The sequence below is a fragment of the Vibrio sp. LQ2 genome (assembly GCF_023920125.1).
GTDB lineage: Bacteria > Pseudomonadota > Gammaproteobacteria > Enterobacterales > Vibrionaceae > Vibrio > Vibrio fluvialis.
The window spans coordinates 3,648,588-3,663,048 of record NZ_CP085308.1; the positions used below are offsets into that span (position 1 = coordinate 3,648,588).

Annotated in this window: 11 protein-coding genes; 3 read left to right on the forward strand and 8 right to left on the reverse strand. The window is 49.7% G+C overall.

What is annotated here, in order from left to right; all coding sequences use genetic code 11:
• The first annotated feature begins 3 nt into the window (after window positions 1–3).
• Window positions 4–885 carry a pantoate--beta-alanine ligase gene (panC, locus tag LGV68_RS16990; RefSeq protein WP_020331996.1) on the forward strand — a complete coding sequence of 294 codons (882 nt, stop codon included), beginning with the start codon at window positions 4–6 and terminating at the stop codon, window positions 883–885.
• A gap of 58 nt (window positions 886–943) precedes the next feature.
• Here panC and LGV68_RS16995 read toward each other — a convergent pair whose 3' ends face one another.
• A complete protein-coding gene (locus tag LGV68_RS16995; protein WP_020331995.1) occupies window positions 944–1,714 on the reverse strand; it encodes an ABC transporter permease in 771 nt (256 codons plus the stop codon).
• 4 nt (window positions 1,715–1,718) lie between these two features.
• Window positions 1,719–2,636 (reverse strand): ABC transporter ATP-binding protein, encoded by a 918-nt coding sequence (locus LGV68_RS17000; protein WP_020331993.1) that lies wholly within the window; start codon window positions 2,634–2,636, stop codon window positions 1,719–1,721.
• A 343-nt stretch (window positions 2,637–2,979) separates the two neighbouring features.
• Here LGV68_RS17000 and can point away from each other — a divergent pair, with 343 nt between their 5' ends.
• Window positions 2,980–3,648 (forward strand): carbonate dehydratase, encoded by a 669-nt coding sequence (can, locus tag LGV68_RS17005; protein ID WP_020331992.1) that lies wholly within the window; start codon window positions 2,980–2,982, stop codon window positions 3,646–3,648.
• Window positions 3,649–3,697: 49 nt separating this feature from the next.
• Here can and hpt read toward each other — a convergent pair whose 3' ends face one another.
• Complete coding sequence (gene hpt / locus LGV68_RS17010; RefSeq protein WP_020331991.1) at window positions 3,698–4,225, reverse strand: hypoxanthine phosphoribosyltransferase; 528 nt, start codon at window positions 4,223–4,225, stop codon at window positions 3,698–3,700.
• 320 nt (window positions 4,226–4,545) lie between these two features.
• Between hpt and LGV68_RS17015 the strand changes: the two genes are divergently transcribed.
• Entirely contained in the window at window positions 4,546–5,163 is a 618-nt protein-coding gene (locus LGV68_RS17015; RefSeq protein ID WP_024374317.1) for a LuxR/HapR/OpaR family quorum-sensing transcriptional regulator, read from the forward strand.
• A gap of 121 nt (window positions 5,164–5,284) precedes the next feature.
• Here the strand turns inward: LGV68_RS17015 and lpdA are convergent, their stop codons facing one another.
• From lpdA to recJ, 5 genes are all read right to left on the reverse strand, one after another.
• Entirely contained in the window at window positions 5,285–6,712 is a 1,428-nt protein-coding gene (lpdA, locus tag LGV68_RS17020; RefSeq protein ID WP_020331989.1) for a dihydrolipoyl dehydrogenase, read from the reverse strand.
• A gap of 258 nt (window positions 6,713–6,970) precedes the next feature.
• Window positions 6,971–8,866 carry a pyruvate dehydrogenase complex dihydrolipoyllysine-residue acetyltransferase gene (gene aceF, locus LGV68_RS17025; RefSeq protein WP_020430458.1) on the reverse strand — a complete coding sequence of 632 codons (1,896 nt, stop codon included), beginning with the start codon at window positions 8,864–8,866 and terminating at the stop codon, window positions 6,971–6,973.
• A 17-nt stretch (window positions 8,867–8,883) separates the two neighbouring features.
• A complete protein-coding gene (gene aceE / locus LGV68_RS17030) occupies window positions 8,884–11,544 on the reverse strand; it encodes a pyruvate dehydrogenase (acetyl-transferring), homodimeric type (protein WP_252535709.1) in 2,661 nt (886 codons plus the stop codon).
• 51 nt (window positions 11,545–11,595) lie between these two features.
• Window positions 11,596–12,366, reverse strand: a complete 771-nt coding sequence (gene pdhR / locus LGV68_RS17035; protein ID WP_020331986.1) for a pyruvate dehydrogenase complex transcriptional repressor PdhR — start codon at window positions 12,364–12,366, stop codon at window positions 11,596–11,598.
• Window positions 12,367–12,708: 342 nt separating this feature from the next.
• Window positions 12,709–14,448 (reverse strand): single-stranded-DNA-specific exonuclease RecJ, encoded by a 1,740-nt coding sequence (recJ, locus tag LGV68_RS17040; RefSeq protein ID WP_143683922.1) that lies wholly within the window; start codon window positions 14,446–14,448, stop codon window positions 12,709–12,711.
• Window positions 14,449–14,461 lie beyond the last annotated feature (13 nt).

Consider the following 14,461-nt stretch of genomic DNA (forward strand, 5'->3'; position numbering starts at 1 on the left):
TTCATGCAGACTTTTGCTGACGTTTCAGCTCTTCGCGAGCAGATCAAACAGGTCAAGCGTGATGGCCGCCGTGTCGCTTTTGTACCGACCATGGGCAATTTACACGAAGGTCACCTGACACTGGTGCGTAAAGCCCGTGAACAGGCCGATGTGGTCGTGGTGAGCATCTTCGTGAACCCGATGCAGTTCGACCGCGCAGATGACCTCAACAACTATCCGCGTACACTGGATGAAGACCTGAGCAAACTGAACGGTGAAGGCGTGGATCTGGTGTTTACACCAACGCCTGAAATCATGTACCCGTATGGTCTCGACAAACAGACGTTTGTTGAAGTTCCGGGCCTGTCTCACATGCTGGAAGGCGCCTCGCGTCCGGGCCACTTCCGTGGTGTTGCCACAATCGTGACCAAGCTGTTCAACATTGTGCAGCCGAACGTTGCCTGCTTCGGTGAAAAAGATTATCAGCAACTGGCGGTGATTCGTCAGATGGTTGAAGATCTGTGCATGGACATCGAGATCATCGGCGTACCGACTGTACGTGAAATGGATGGTCTGGCGATGAGCTCACGCAACAATCTGCTGACGCTGGATGAGCGCCAACGTGCGCCAGTTCTGGCTCGCACCATGCGCTGGATCAACAGTGCGATTCGCGGTGGTCGTGATGACTACACCTCGATCATCGAAGATGCGGTGGATCAGCTGCGTGCTGCCGATTTAGAACCGGATGAGATTTTCATTCGCGACGCGCGTACCCTGCTGCCTATTTCAGCCGACAGCAAGCAAGCGGTGATTCTGATGTCTGCTTTCTTAGGAAAAGTCCGCCTGATTGATAATCAGGTGTTGGATCTCTCCAGCGACGGCAAAGACGATTCTGAAGAAGAGTAAGTTTTCTGATGGATGTAAAAAAGGTCAACCTCGGTTGACCTTTTTTATAACCTGTCTCTCAGCTGCGTAAGCCTTTGCCTTTACTGACCAGATAATGGGCCACGGCGTACAGCACCACCACAAACACACCCAGCACGCTGAATGACGTTACGATACCCACATCCGAGACACCCAGGAAGCCGTAACGGAACGCGTTCACCATGTAGACGATGGGGTTGATTTTCGATACGCCCTGCCAGAACTCCGGCAGCAGACTGATGGAATAAAATACCCCGCCCAGATAAGTCAGCGGCGTTAACACGAAAGTCGGAATAATCGAGATATCATCAAACGTACGCGCGTACACCGCATTGATCAAACCACCCAATGAGAACACAACCGAGGTCAGAAAGACCGTCGCCGTGATGATGCCCCAGTGATCGACACTCAGATCCACAAAGAACAGCGACACAAACGTCACCATCGCGCCCACTAACAAGCCACGCGTCACACCGCCCATCACATAACCGGCAATGATCACGTAGTTCGGCACTGGCGCCACAAGCAGCTCTTCAATGTTCTTCTGGAATTTGGCACTGAAAAACGATGAAGCCACGTTCGAGTATGAGTTGGTGATGACCGACATCATGATAAGCCCCGGCACGATGTACTCCATGTAGCTGAAGCCGTTCATCTGACCGATACGGGAACCAATCAAATTACCAAAGATGATGAAATACAAGCTCATGGTAATCGCTGGCGGTACTAAGGTCTGTACCCAGATGCGCGTGAAACGTTTGATCTCTTTGCGCAGCAGGCTGCGAAAAGCGGTCCAATAAATATGATACATGCTCTTACCCCTGACTCTGCTGGCGAACAATGCTGACAAACAGCTCTTCCAAACGGTTGGCTTTGTTGCGCATCGACATCACGTTCACGCCCTGCTCTGAAAGCTGGGTAAAGACGTGGTTCATGCCCTGCGTTTTTTCCAGCTCAATTTCCAGCGAACCGTCGACCACACGTTGCGAGACCACATCGGTGAGCGGCTGCAGCTTCTCTTCATTATCGATATCAAGAATAAAGGTTTCGACATGCAACTTACCGAGCAAACCTTTCATCGTGGTGTTTTCAATCAGCTCTCCGCGATTGATGATACCGATGTGACGACACAGCATCTCCGCTTCTTCCAGATAATGCGTGGTAAGGATGATGGTGATTCCTTGCGAATTGATCTGCTTGAGAAATTCCCACATTGAGCGGCGCAGCTCGATATCCACCCCGGCTGTCGGCTCATCGAGGATCAGCAGTTGTGGTTCGTGCATCAAAGCGCGGGCAATCATCAGGCGGCGTTTCATCCCACCGGAGAGGTTACGCGCGCGCTCTTTGCGTTTTTCCCACAGATCCAGTTGGGTGAGATACTTCTCGGCCCGCTCTTTGGCCAGCGTGCGCGAAACGCCGTAATATCCCGCCTGCTGCATCACGATCTGCTCGACTGTCTCAAACGGGTTAAAGTTGAACTCTTGTGGCACTAAGCCTAAATGTTGTTTCGCTTGCTCTAAGTGAGTGTCAATGTTGTGACCAAACACTTTGACTGTACCGGAGGTCTTATTGACCAGTGAGGAGATGATACCAATCGTGGTCGATTTACCAGCACCATTGGGGCCAAGCAGAGCGTAAAAGTCACCCTTATTGACCGTCAGGCTGACGCCTTTCAGTGCTTCAAAACCACCGGCGTAGGTTTTGCGCAGCTGATCAATTTCTAATGCATACATAGCAGTGTGAAAACTCTTTCTGTTCGAACAGACTAGATGTGCTGCTTAAGCGGTCACTTTTCAACCCTTGAACGCAAATAGATCGGAGAAAAATCCCCCCATTTTCAACATGGTGATAACCAGTCCATGTTTCAGTTATCACTTTTACAAACAAAATCTTGCAAAAATTTTACTTCCATTAACTGCTCAGATGAGTAGTCTGTTAAGCAATTTGTCAGAGAATGAATTTATGACATTGTGTATAGTTGGCAAGCATACCCAAGTGGTTTCAAGACGCCGTATTCTGTCATTGGACAGAACCGGGCACCTTGAGGGTACTTGGCTATAAACTAAGGGAAGTAAAATGCCAGAGATTAAACAACTATTCGAAAACAACTCGAAGTGGTCAGAGTCTATTAAAGCAGAACGACCTGAGTACTTTAGCAAGTTAGCCGAAGGACAAAATCCTGACTTTCTGTGGATTGGTTGTTCTGACAGCCGAGTCCCAGCAGAGCGCCTAACCGGCCTGTATTCCGGTGAACTGTTCGTACACCGAAACGTTGCCAACCAAGTGATTCATACAGACCTGAACTGCCTGTCTGTGGTGCAGTACGCGGTCGACGTGCTCAAAGTGAAACACATTATCGTGTGTGGCCACTACGGCTGTGGTGGTGTGACAGCGTCTATCGATAACCCGCAACTGGGTCTGATCAATAACTGGATTCTGCACATCCGTGATTTGTACTTCAAACACCGCGGCTATCTGGAGCAAATGCCAGAAGAAGACCGCTCGGACAAACTTGCGGAAATCAACGTGGCAGAACAAGTGTACAATCTGGGTAACTCCACTATCCTGCAAAACGCTTGGGAGCGTGGCCAGGACGTTGAGATTCACGGTGTGGTTTACGGTATCGGTGACGGTCGTCTGGAGTATCTGGGCGTGCGTTGTAACTCTCGCGAAATGGTCGACGGTAGTTACAAGAAAGCGATGGAAAAAATTCTGAATCCACAACACAGCCTGTTGTGTCGATAACAAAAACGCCCACATCATGTGGGCGTTTTTTATCTCTGCGTCATCCGGTTTAAAGCGGAACCACTTTACCGATGAATGGCAGATGGCGGTATTTCTGTGCGTAGTCGATACCCACACCCACCACGAATTCGTCCGGAATCTCAAAACCGATCCATTTCACATCTACGTTCACTTCACGACGAGAAGGTTTGTCCAGCAAGGTACAGATCTGTATCGATTTCGGTTCACGCAGTGACAGAATCTCTTTCACTTTGCTCAGGGTGTTACCCGTGTCGATGATGTCTTCCACCAACAGCACATCTTTGCCTTTGATGTCGTCATCCAGATCTTTCAGGATGCGCACGTCACGCGAACTTTCCATGGTGTTGCCGTAGCTCGATGCCGTCATGAAATCGACCTGATGCGTCAGGCTGATTGCACGAGCCAAGTCTGCCATAAACACAAAAGAGCCACGGAGCAGACCCACCAGAACCAAATCTTCACTGCCATTGTAGTGCTCAGTGATCTGCTGGCCGAGTGCGCGGACACGTTCCTGAACTTCTTGCTCAGAAATCATTACTTCAACTGTATGTTTCATACCAATCTCGTTTTGTTGGAGCGACACTTGGCACTGCAAAACCACACCGACAGCGCCGCTAAATCTTTCGGCGCGTATAGTACCACTGCTGAGGGTGGGTGTTAACCTTTCACTGATGTTACGTTTTAGTGAGAAATTGATTCAATAAAACACTTTGAAATTCAAAACATTTCATAAATGTGAACATTTTATAAGCACAAAACATTGACCTTCATCATATGCACCATTACACTCATAGGGCTTTTAAAGCAATTAATAAAATAATCATTAGCGTTTACTAAAAAACGCAGATAACAACTCAAATGGCAAGGATTAATACTATGGACGCATCTATAGAGAAACGCCCTAGAACGCGGCTATCTCCTCAAAAACGTAAACTCCAGTTGATGGAAATCGCGCTGGAAGTGTTTGCAAAACGAGGCATTGGCCGTGGTGGTCATGCGGATATCGCAGAAATTGCTCAAGTTTCTGTCGCCACCGTGTTCAACTACTTCCCTACTCGTGAAGATTTGGTCGACGACGTACTGACTTACGTGGTTCGCCAGTTTTCCAACTTCCTCACCGACAACATCGATCTCGATATTCACGCGAAAGAGAACCTCACCAACATCACCGATGAAATGGTTAAGCTGGCCAATGAAGATTGCCACTGGCTGAAAGTGTGGTTTGAATGGAGCGCCTCGACGCGTGACGAAGTATGGCCACTGTTTGTATCCAGTAACCGTACCAACCAGTTGCTGGTGAAGAACATGTTCTCGAAAGCCATCGAGCGCGGTGAAGTGTGTGAACAGCACGACCCTGAAGATCTGGCGACGCTGTTCCACGGTGTCTGCTACTCACTGTTTGTGCAAGCCAACCGCGTTCGCGATGAAGGCTACATGCGTAAACTGGTGAAAAGCTACCTGGACATGCTGTGCATCTATAAACGCGATCACTAATAAGCAAAGATTGACGAATCATAGCGCCGCAAGGCGCTATTTTTTTGCCTCAGAGGCCGAGTAACAGACATAAAAAAACCGCTGAACAATCAGCGGTTTTTATCATTTGGCGCTCAGAAAATTATTTTTTCTTTTTCGCTTTTGCGTTTGGCAGGTCAGTGATCGTACCTTCAAACACTTCTGCAGCCAGACCCACAGACTCGTGTAGAGTCGGGTGAGCGTGGATAGTCAGAGCGATGTCTTCTGCATCACAACCCATCTCGATCGCCAGACCGATTTCGCCCAGTAGTTCGCCACCGTTTGTACCCACGATAGCACCACCGATAACGCGGTGAGTCTCTTTATCGAAGATCAGCTTAGTCATACCGTCAGCACAGTCAGACGCGATTGCACGGCCTGAAGCTGCCCATGGGAAAGTTGCCACTTCGTAGTTGATGCCTTCTGCTTTCGCTTCTTTCTCAGTCTTACCAACCCATGCCACTTCTGGCTCAGTGTAAGCGATTGAAGGAATAACTTTAGGATCGAAGTAGTGTTTCTTACCAGCGATAACTTCTGCAGCCACGTGGCCTTCGTGAACACCTTTGTGAGCCAGCATTGGTTGGCCAACGATGTCACCGATCGCGAAGATGTGAGGTACGTTAGTGCGCAGTTGCTTGTCGACGTTGATGAAGCCACGCTCATCCACTTCCAGGCCTGCTTTTTCTGCATCCAGTAGTTTACCGTTTGGTACACGACCGATTGCCACAAGTACCGCATCGTAACGCTCAGCTTCCGCTGGCGCTTTCTTACCTTCCATCGATACGTAGATACCGTCTTCTTTTGCTTCAACCGCAGTCACTTTGGTTTCCAGCATCAGGTTGAACTTCTTCGCAATACGCTTGGTGAAGACTTTAACGATGTCTTTATCCGCAGCTGGGATAACTTGGTCGAACATTTCAACCACGTCGATTTGAGAACCCAGTGCGTGGTACACAGTACCCATTTCCAGACCGATGATACCACCGCCCATGATCAGCAGTTTTCCAGGAACTTCTTTCAGTTCCAGAGCGTCTGTTGAATCCCAAATACGTGGGTCTTCATGAGGAATGAATGGCAGTTTGATTGGACGAGAACCCGCAGCAACGATCGCGTTGTCGAAGTTCACAACAGTTTTGCCGTCTTCGCCTTCCACTTCAATCGTGTTCGGGCCAGTGAACTTACCAAAACCGTTAACCACGTTCACTTTACGCATCTTAGCCATACCGCCAAGACCGCCAGTCAGTTGGTTAATTACTTTTTCTTTCCACAGACGGATCTTGTCGATGTCTGTTTGTGGCTCACCAAACACGATACCGTGCTCAGCCAGCGCTTTTGCTTCTTCGATAACTTTAGCTACGTGCAGTAGTGCTTTCGATGGGATACAACCCACGTTCAGACACACGCCACCTAGGGTGTTGTAACGTTCGATAAGTACTGTTTCCAGACCTAAGTCTGCACAGCGGAATGCAGCGGAGTAACCAGCAGGACCGGCACCAAGCACTACAACTTGGGCTTTAATTTCTTTGCTCATTTCGACCTCTTGTAGTCAATATCCCTAACAGGCTGAGTGGGTGTTCTATCTATTTGTTTTATGTTTAAAACGAATTACTTAAAACGATTATTTTTCAGACCGCAACAGTTTACAGAGATGTTAATGGTGTGAAAAGTAAATCCATGTAGCCTGTGAGCTAGACAACAATTCAATGCGGAAAAATTTTTTCATCATCAAATTGCAAGACAATGCTTGAATCAAGGCGGCTAAATAGCCGCCTTATTTTGTTTGAACCGATTACAGAACCAGACGACGAATGTCGCTCAGGCAACCGTTCAAGTAAGTGATAAAGCGTGCACCTTCTGCGCCATCGATCACACGGTGGTCGTATGACAGAGACAGAGGAAGTTGCAGACGTGGAGCAAACTCTTTGCCGTTCCACACTGGCTTAATCTCAGACTTAGATACACCCAGAATACCAACTTCTGGTGCGTTCACGATTGGCGTGAATGCCGTACCGCCGATACCACCCAGACTTGAGATGGTGAAACAGCCGCCTTGCATATCTGCCGCAGTCAGCTTACCTGCACGTGCTTTCTTAGATACTACAGCCAGCTCTTCAGACAGCTCGTAGATACCTTTCTTGTTCACGTCTTTGAATACAGGAACAACCAGACCGTTTGGTGTATCGACCGCGATACCGATGTTCACGTATTTCTTCAGGATCAGGCTCTCACCATCTTCAGACAGAGAAGAGTTGAACGCAGGGAACGCTTCCAGAGCTTTCGCCGCAGCTTTCATGATGAACACCAGTGGCGTGATCTTCATGCCTGAATCTTTCTTCGCTTCAATCGCGTTCTGTTCTTTACGGAAGTTTTCCAGCTCAGTGATGTCTGCGTTATCCCACTGTGTAACGTGTGGGATCATGACCCAGTTACGGTGCAGGTTCGCGCCAGAGATCTTCTTAATGCGAGACAGTGGCTGAATTTCAGTTTCACCGAACTTGCTGAAGTCCACTTTTGGCCAAGGTAGCAGACCCAGTGCCGCGCCGTCGCCTTTGCCAGATGCTGCTGATGCGGCACCTGATTCCAGACGTTTCAGAGCTTCTTTCACGTAGTTCTGAACGTCTTCTTTCAGAATGCGGCTCTTACGGCCTGAACCTTTCACTTTAGACAGGTTAACGCCGAATTCACGCGCTAGGCGACGAACCACTGGAGACGCGTGTGCGTACTCGTTGTTTTCTTGGAAGTCACCCGTTGCCGCTGCAGGCGCTGCCGCCGCTGGAGCTTCAGCTTTCGGTGCCGCTGCTGCTGGAGCTGCTGCCTGAGCTGGTGCTGAGACTGCTGCCGGCGCTGCGCCCGCCACTTCAAACACCATGATCAGTGAGCCAGTTGACACTTTGTCGCCAGCCGCTACTTTAATCGCTTTCACTTTACCTGCGAATGGTGCAGGAACTTCCATCGACGCTTTGTCGCCTTCCACAGTGATCAGAGATTGCTCTTCGCTCACCATGTCGCCAACCGCGACCATGATTTCAGTCACTTCAACTTCGTCGCCGCCGATATCTGGAACGTTGACTTCTTTGTCGGCTGCCACCGCTGGCGCTGCTGCTGGAGCCGCTGCCTGAGCTGGAGCTGCCGCTACTGGAGCGCCAGAACCGGCCACTTCGAAGACCATGATCAGTGAGCCAGTGGTCACTTTGTCACCCGACGCGATCTTGATCTCTTTCACGGTACCCGCGAATGGCGCTGGAACTTCCATTGAAGCTTTGTCGCCTTCAACAGTGATCAGAGACTGCTCTTCAGACACTGTGTCACCCACAGCAACCATGATTTCAGTCACTTCAACTTCGTCGCCACCGATGTCCGGTACGTTGACTTCTTTCAGTTCAGTCGCTGCTGCTGGCGCTGCCGCAACTGGTGCTGCTTCGGCCGCAGGAGCTGGTGCAGCCGCTGCTGCACCTTCCGCTTCAAAAACCATAATCAGTGAGCCAGTCGTTACTTTGTCGCCAGCCACTACTTTGATTTCTTTAACAATACCTGCCTGAGACGCTGGAACTTCCATAGAAGCTTTGTCGCCTTCAACAGTAATCAGAGATTGTTCTTCTTCAACCTTGTCGCCTACGCTTACAAGAATCTCAGTAACTTCAACCTCGTCTGCACCGATATCTGGTACGTAAATTTCGATAGCCATGCTTTTCCTACCTTCAATTAAGCGTATAGCGGGTTTGTTTTTTCAGTGTCGATGTTGAATTTCTTGATAGCTTCCGCCACCACAGATTTCTCAACTTCACCACGTTTCGCTAGTTCGTTTAGAGCTGCAACAACAACGTAGCCTGCGTTCACTTCGAAGTGACGACGTAGGTTCTCACGGCTGTCTGAACGACCGAAACCGTCAGTACCCAGTACTTTGTAAGACTCAGCAGGAATGAACGCGCGAACTTGGTCAGCGTAGTTCTTCATGTAGTCGGTTGCAGCGATTGCTGGTTCAGTACCCATTACTGAAGCGATGTAAGGTACTTTCGCTTCTGCTTCTGGGTGAAGCATGTTGTAACGCTCTGCGTCCTGGCCATCACGAGCCAGTTCGTTGAACGAGGTTACAGAGTAAACATCAGAGGCGGTGCCGTATTCTTCGCTCAGGATCACTGCCGCTTTACGTACTTCGTTCATGATAGTACCAGAGCTCATCAGCTGAACTTTACCTTTAGAACCAGACAGAGTTTCCAGTTTGTAGATACCTTTACGGATACCTTCTTCAGAACCTTCTGGCATTGCTGGATGCGCGTAGTTTTCGTTCATCAGCGTCAGGTAGTAGAACACGTTCTCTTGCTCACCGTACATGCGACGGATACCGTCTTGCATGATCACCGCTACTTCGTATGCGAAAGTCGGATCGTAAGAGATACAGTTCGGGATAGTGCCGGCCTGAATGTGTGAGTGACCATCTTCGTGCTGCAGACCTTCACCGTTCAGTGTAGTACGGCCAGCTGTTGCGCCCAGTAGGAAACCACGAGCTTGTTGGTCACCTGCCATCCATGCCATGTCGCCAACACGTTGGAAACCGAACATAGAGTAGTAGATGTAGAACGGGATCATTGGCAGGTTGTTGGTGCTGTAAGATGTCGCAGCCGCAACCCAAGATGACATTGCACCCAGTTCGTTGATACCTTCTTGCAGTACCTGACCTGCTGTGTCTTCTTTGTAGTAAGACACAACACCACGGTCTTCAGGCGTGTAAGTCTGGCCGTGTGGGTTGTAGATACCGATTTGACGGAACAGACCTTCCATACCGAAAGTACGCGCTTCGTCAGCAATGATAGGAACGATGTTCTTACCAATGTTTTTGTCTTTCAACAGAATGTTCAGTGCACGCACGTAAGCCATCGTTGAAGAGATTTCACGTTTCTGTTCTTCCAGAAGCGGTTTGAACTCTTCCAGTTCTGGAATAACCAATTCCTGAGTGAAGTTAGGCAGACGCTGTGGCGTGTAACCGTGCAGCGCTTTACGACGAGCGTGCAGGTATTCGTGTTCTTTCGAACCTTCTTCCAGTTTCAGGTAAGGCAGGTTGTTCACTTCTTCATCAGAAATGATGTCTTGCAGACCCAGACGGTTACGCATCGCGATCACGTGCGTCATGTCCATCTTCTTAACTTGGTGCGCAATGTTCTTACCTTGAGCCGCGTCACCCATGCCGTAACCTTTAACAGTCTTAGCCAGGATTACCGTTGGACGGCCTTTAGTTTCTTGTGCGTTCTTGAACGCTGCGTACAGTTTAGAAGACTCGTGACCACCACGTTTCAGTGCGAACACTTCGTCGTCAGTCATGTCAGCAACCAGGGCTGCAGTCTCTGGGTATTTACCGAAGAAATGCTCACGAACGTACGCGCCATCTTTCGCTTTGAAAGTCTGGTAGTCGCCGTCGATGGTTTCGTTCATCAGTTGCAGAAGTTTACCAGAGGTATCTTTCGCCAGAAGAGAATCCCAGTTGTTACCCCAGATAACTTTAACCACGTTCCAGCCAGCGCCTTTGAACAGGCCTTCCAGCTCTTGAATGATCTTGCCGTTACCCATTACCGGGCCGTCCAGACGCTGTAGGTTACAGTTGATCAGGAAGCACAGGTTGTCCAGTTTCTCACGCGCAGCGAAAGAAATAGCACCACGTGATTCTGGCTCATCCATCTCACCGTCACCCAGGAACGCGTATACGCGCTGCTCAGACGTATCTTTCATGCCACGGCCTTCTAGGTATTTCAGGAAGCGAGCTTGGTAGATAGATGCGATTGGACCCAGACCCATAGATACGGTCGGGAATTGCCAGAATTCAGGCATCAGTTTAGGGTGTGGGTACGAAGGAATGCCTTTGCCATCCACTTCTTGACGGAAGTTGTCCAGTTGTTCTTCTGTCAGGCGGCCTTCAACGAAAGCACGCGCGTAAATCCCTGGAGAAATATGACCTTGGTAGTAAACCAGGTCACCACCGTCCTTCTCGTTTGGAGCACGGAAGAAGTGGTTGAAACATGTTTCATAGAACGCAGCTGAAGACTGGAATGATGCCATGTGGCCGCCTAGATCCAGATCTTTCTTCGATGCACGAAGAACGATCATGATCGCGTTCCAGCGAATGATTGAGCGGATACGACGTTCGATAGTCGTGTCGCCTGGGTATGCTGGTTCTTGGGCCGCAGGAATCGTGTTGATGTAGTTCGTTGTAATACCAGTTGGCATATCAACGCCGTCTAGACGTGCTTTTTCCAGTACTTCTTCTAGCAGGTACTGGGCACGCTCTACGCCTTCTTCACGTACAACTGACTCAAGCGCGGCTAACCACTCCTGAGTTTCCAGTGCATCTACGTCATGCTTCATGTCAGACATGGCGATCTATCCTTCTGTTGGTTGGATTTATTTAGAATCGCAATGGACCGCTTATTGCGGCTCATTACCCTGTTGGATACGACGCAGAGAACGCTCACGACGAGACTCTTCCCGGGTCAAATCCAACAATGTTTCTTCGATATAAGCTAAGTGAGAATGAGACATTTCGCGCGCCTTCTCAGGCTGACCGGATACGATCGCATCCACGATATTAGCTCGGTGCTTGCTTACTTTCTCCACCGCTTCAGGGCGGCGGCGTAATAATTTAAAATTCTGCAGAATATTTTGCTCAAGCAGGGGAGCGAGACTTCGAACGATGTGCAGCAGAACCACGTTATGGGCAGCTTCCGTAATAGCAATCAGAAACTCCATGACAGTTGCGGATTCTGTTTCTACGTCCTTCGCATCCTGAAGCTCACCAATTCGCGCCACGCAGGCTTGAATACGGGCAAAATCTTCTTCGGTACCACGCAGTGCTGCAAAATAAGCCGAAATACCTTCCAGCGCATGACGCGCTTCCAATAGATCAAGCTGGGTTTCCGAGTGGCTAGACAATAAATTTAGCAGAGGATCAGAGAAACTCTTCCACATGTGCTCGCTTACGAAGGTGCCGCCGCCCTGACGACGAGTCAGCAGGCGTTTGGCTTCTAATCGCTGGATGGCTTCACGGACGGACGGACGGGAAACATCGAACTGTTTGGCCAGCTCTCGCTCCGGTGGCAGTTGTTGCCCTGGGGCTAATGTTCCTTCCACGATCAACCGTTCTAACTCTTGCTCGATGACATCAGATAGCTTCGGCTGACGAATCCTTTGATAAGCCATAATTTATTATTCTTCTACTCTTTATGTTCTTGCAGGCAATTGGTAATACCAATTTCAAGTTGGTGCAGAAATTAACATAATTAAAACGCCAATGTCCAGTCAAAAATTGACCCAAATCATAGAACAGGCCTTACCAAAACACTTTACTAACAATAGCGCACTAAAACGGCAATATTATTGGTCAGACCAATTACAAAAATCATACAGACGGGGAATTAACGGGCTATGACAGTTATTCACATTGTCGATATCACAAGCAGAATTTAGAACCAAATCACAAAATTTGCATAAAAAAAGAGCACCTCGCGCTAAGGTGCTCTTTTTATGTTCACAGCATCTGATTTATTTGGCTTCGATGTGATCAACCATCAGCTGCAAGGATTGATTACCACGAAACTCATTGATATCGAGTTTATAAGCGAGGCGTACGGTTTTCACCGATGCGTCCGGCCAACGGCGCAGGTCAACGTTGAACGCGATGCCATCGATCATGATGTTGGTCGGGTGGCCTTTATACAGCGGCTCCAGCATCAATTTGAGATGCTTCTCCCCGACCAGTTTCTGATGCAGCACTTTAAACTCGCCATCAAATACCGGTTCAGGAAACGCCTGTCCCCATGGACCACCAGCGCGCAGCATTTCCGCCACGTGCATAGAGAACTCCTCAGGCGTCAGTTCGCCGTCGGTCAGAATCACACCTTTAAGCAGCGCTTCATCGAGATCCTGACGCACCACTTCATCAAACAGTCGGCTGAAACGCTCAAAGTTCTTCTCTTCAATCGTCAATCCGGCCGCCATGGCGTGGCCACCAAACTTAAGAATAATGCCCGGATTCTGCGTATCAATTTTATCCAGCGCATCACGCATGTGCAGACCAGCAACCGAACGGCAGGAACCTTTAATCAGACCATCGCCGCCATCAGCAAACGCAATCACCGGACGATGGAACTGCTCTTTAATACGCGAAGCGAGAATACCAATCACACCCTGATGCCAGTCACGCTGAAACATCACCAGACCATGCGGCAGTTCGGTGTCTTTACCAAACTGCAGACGTTCACAAAACGCCATCGCTTCCTGCTTCATACCCTCTTCAATCTCTTTACGCGTCTGATTGAGGCCATCCAATTCACTGGCCATACGGCGCGCAGCGTGAATGTTGTTACACAGCAGCAGCTCGACGCCAAACGACATATCGTCAAGACGCCCTGCGGCGTTAATCCGCGGCCCCAGCGCAAAGCCAAAATCTGACGCGACCAGTTTACGCGCATCGCGTTTGGCCACTTCAATCAGCGCCTGAATCCCCGGGCGAGCTTTACCAGCGCGAATACGCTGCAAGCCCTGGTGCACCAGAATGCGGTTGTTTTCATCCAGCGGCACCACATCGGCAACCGTACCTAAGGCCACCAAATCAATCAGTTCCATCAGCTTGGGTTCCGCCATGCCCTGTTCAGCAAACCAGCCGCACTTACGCATGTGAACGCACAACGCCATCATCAGGTAGAACGCCACGCCCACCCCGGCTAAAGCTTTTGAGGGAAACGCACACTGCTGCAGATTGGGGTTAACCATGGCATCGACATCCGGCAACTGAGAGCCTGGTAAGTGGTGATCGGTCACCAGCACCTGTAGCCCGTGTTGCTTGGCAAAGCGTACCCCTTCAATCGAGGAGACGCCGTTATCGACCGTCATGATCATTTCGGCATTCATCGCCAATGCCTGTTCCACAACTTCCGGGCTCAGGCCATAACCGTCCTCAAAACGGTTGGGCACCAGATAATCGACGTTGTGGCTGCCGAGCATACGCAGTGCCAGAACTGACAACGCCGAACTGGTCGCGCCGTCGGCGTCAAAATCGCCGACAACGATGATGCGCTTCTGCTGCTTAATCGCTTCAAACAGGAGTTCAACAGCTGCATCGATGCCGTGCAGTTGGGTATAAGAGTGCAGCGCTTTCGCGGCCTTCTCCAGTTGTTCGACGCTCTCAACACCACGGTTGAGGTAGATGCGTCTTAACAGAGCAGGAATGGTCTCGGGAAGTTGAGCCAGATCCGGCTCAGGTCGTCGTTGAATTTCAATCATCTGTTATCAGGCC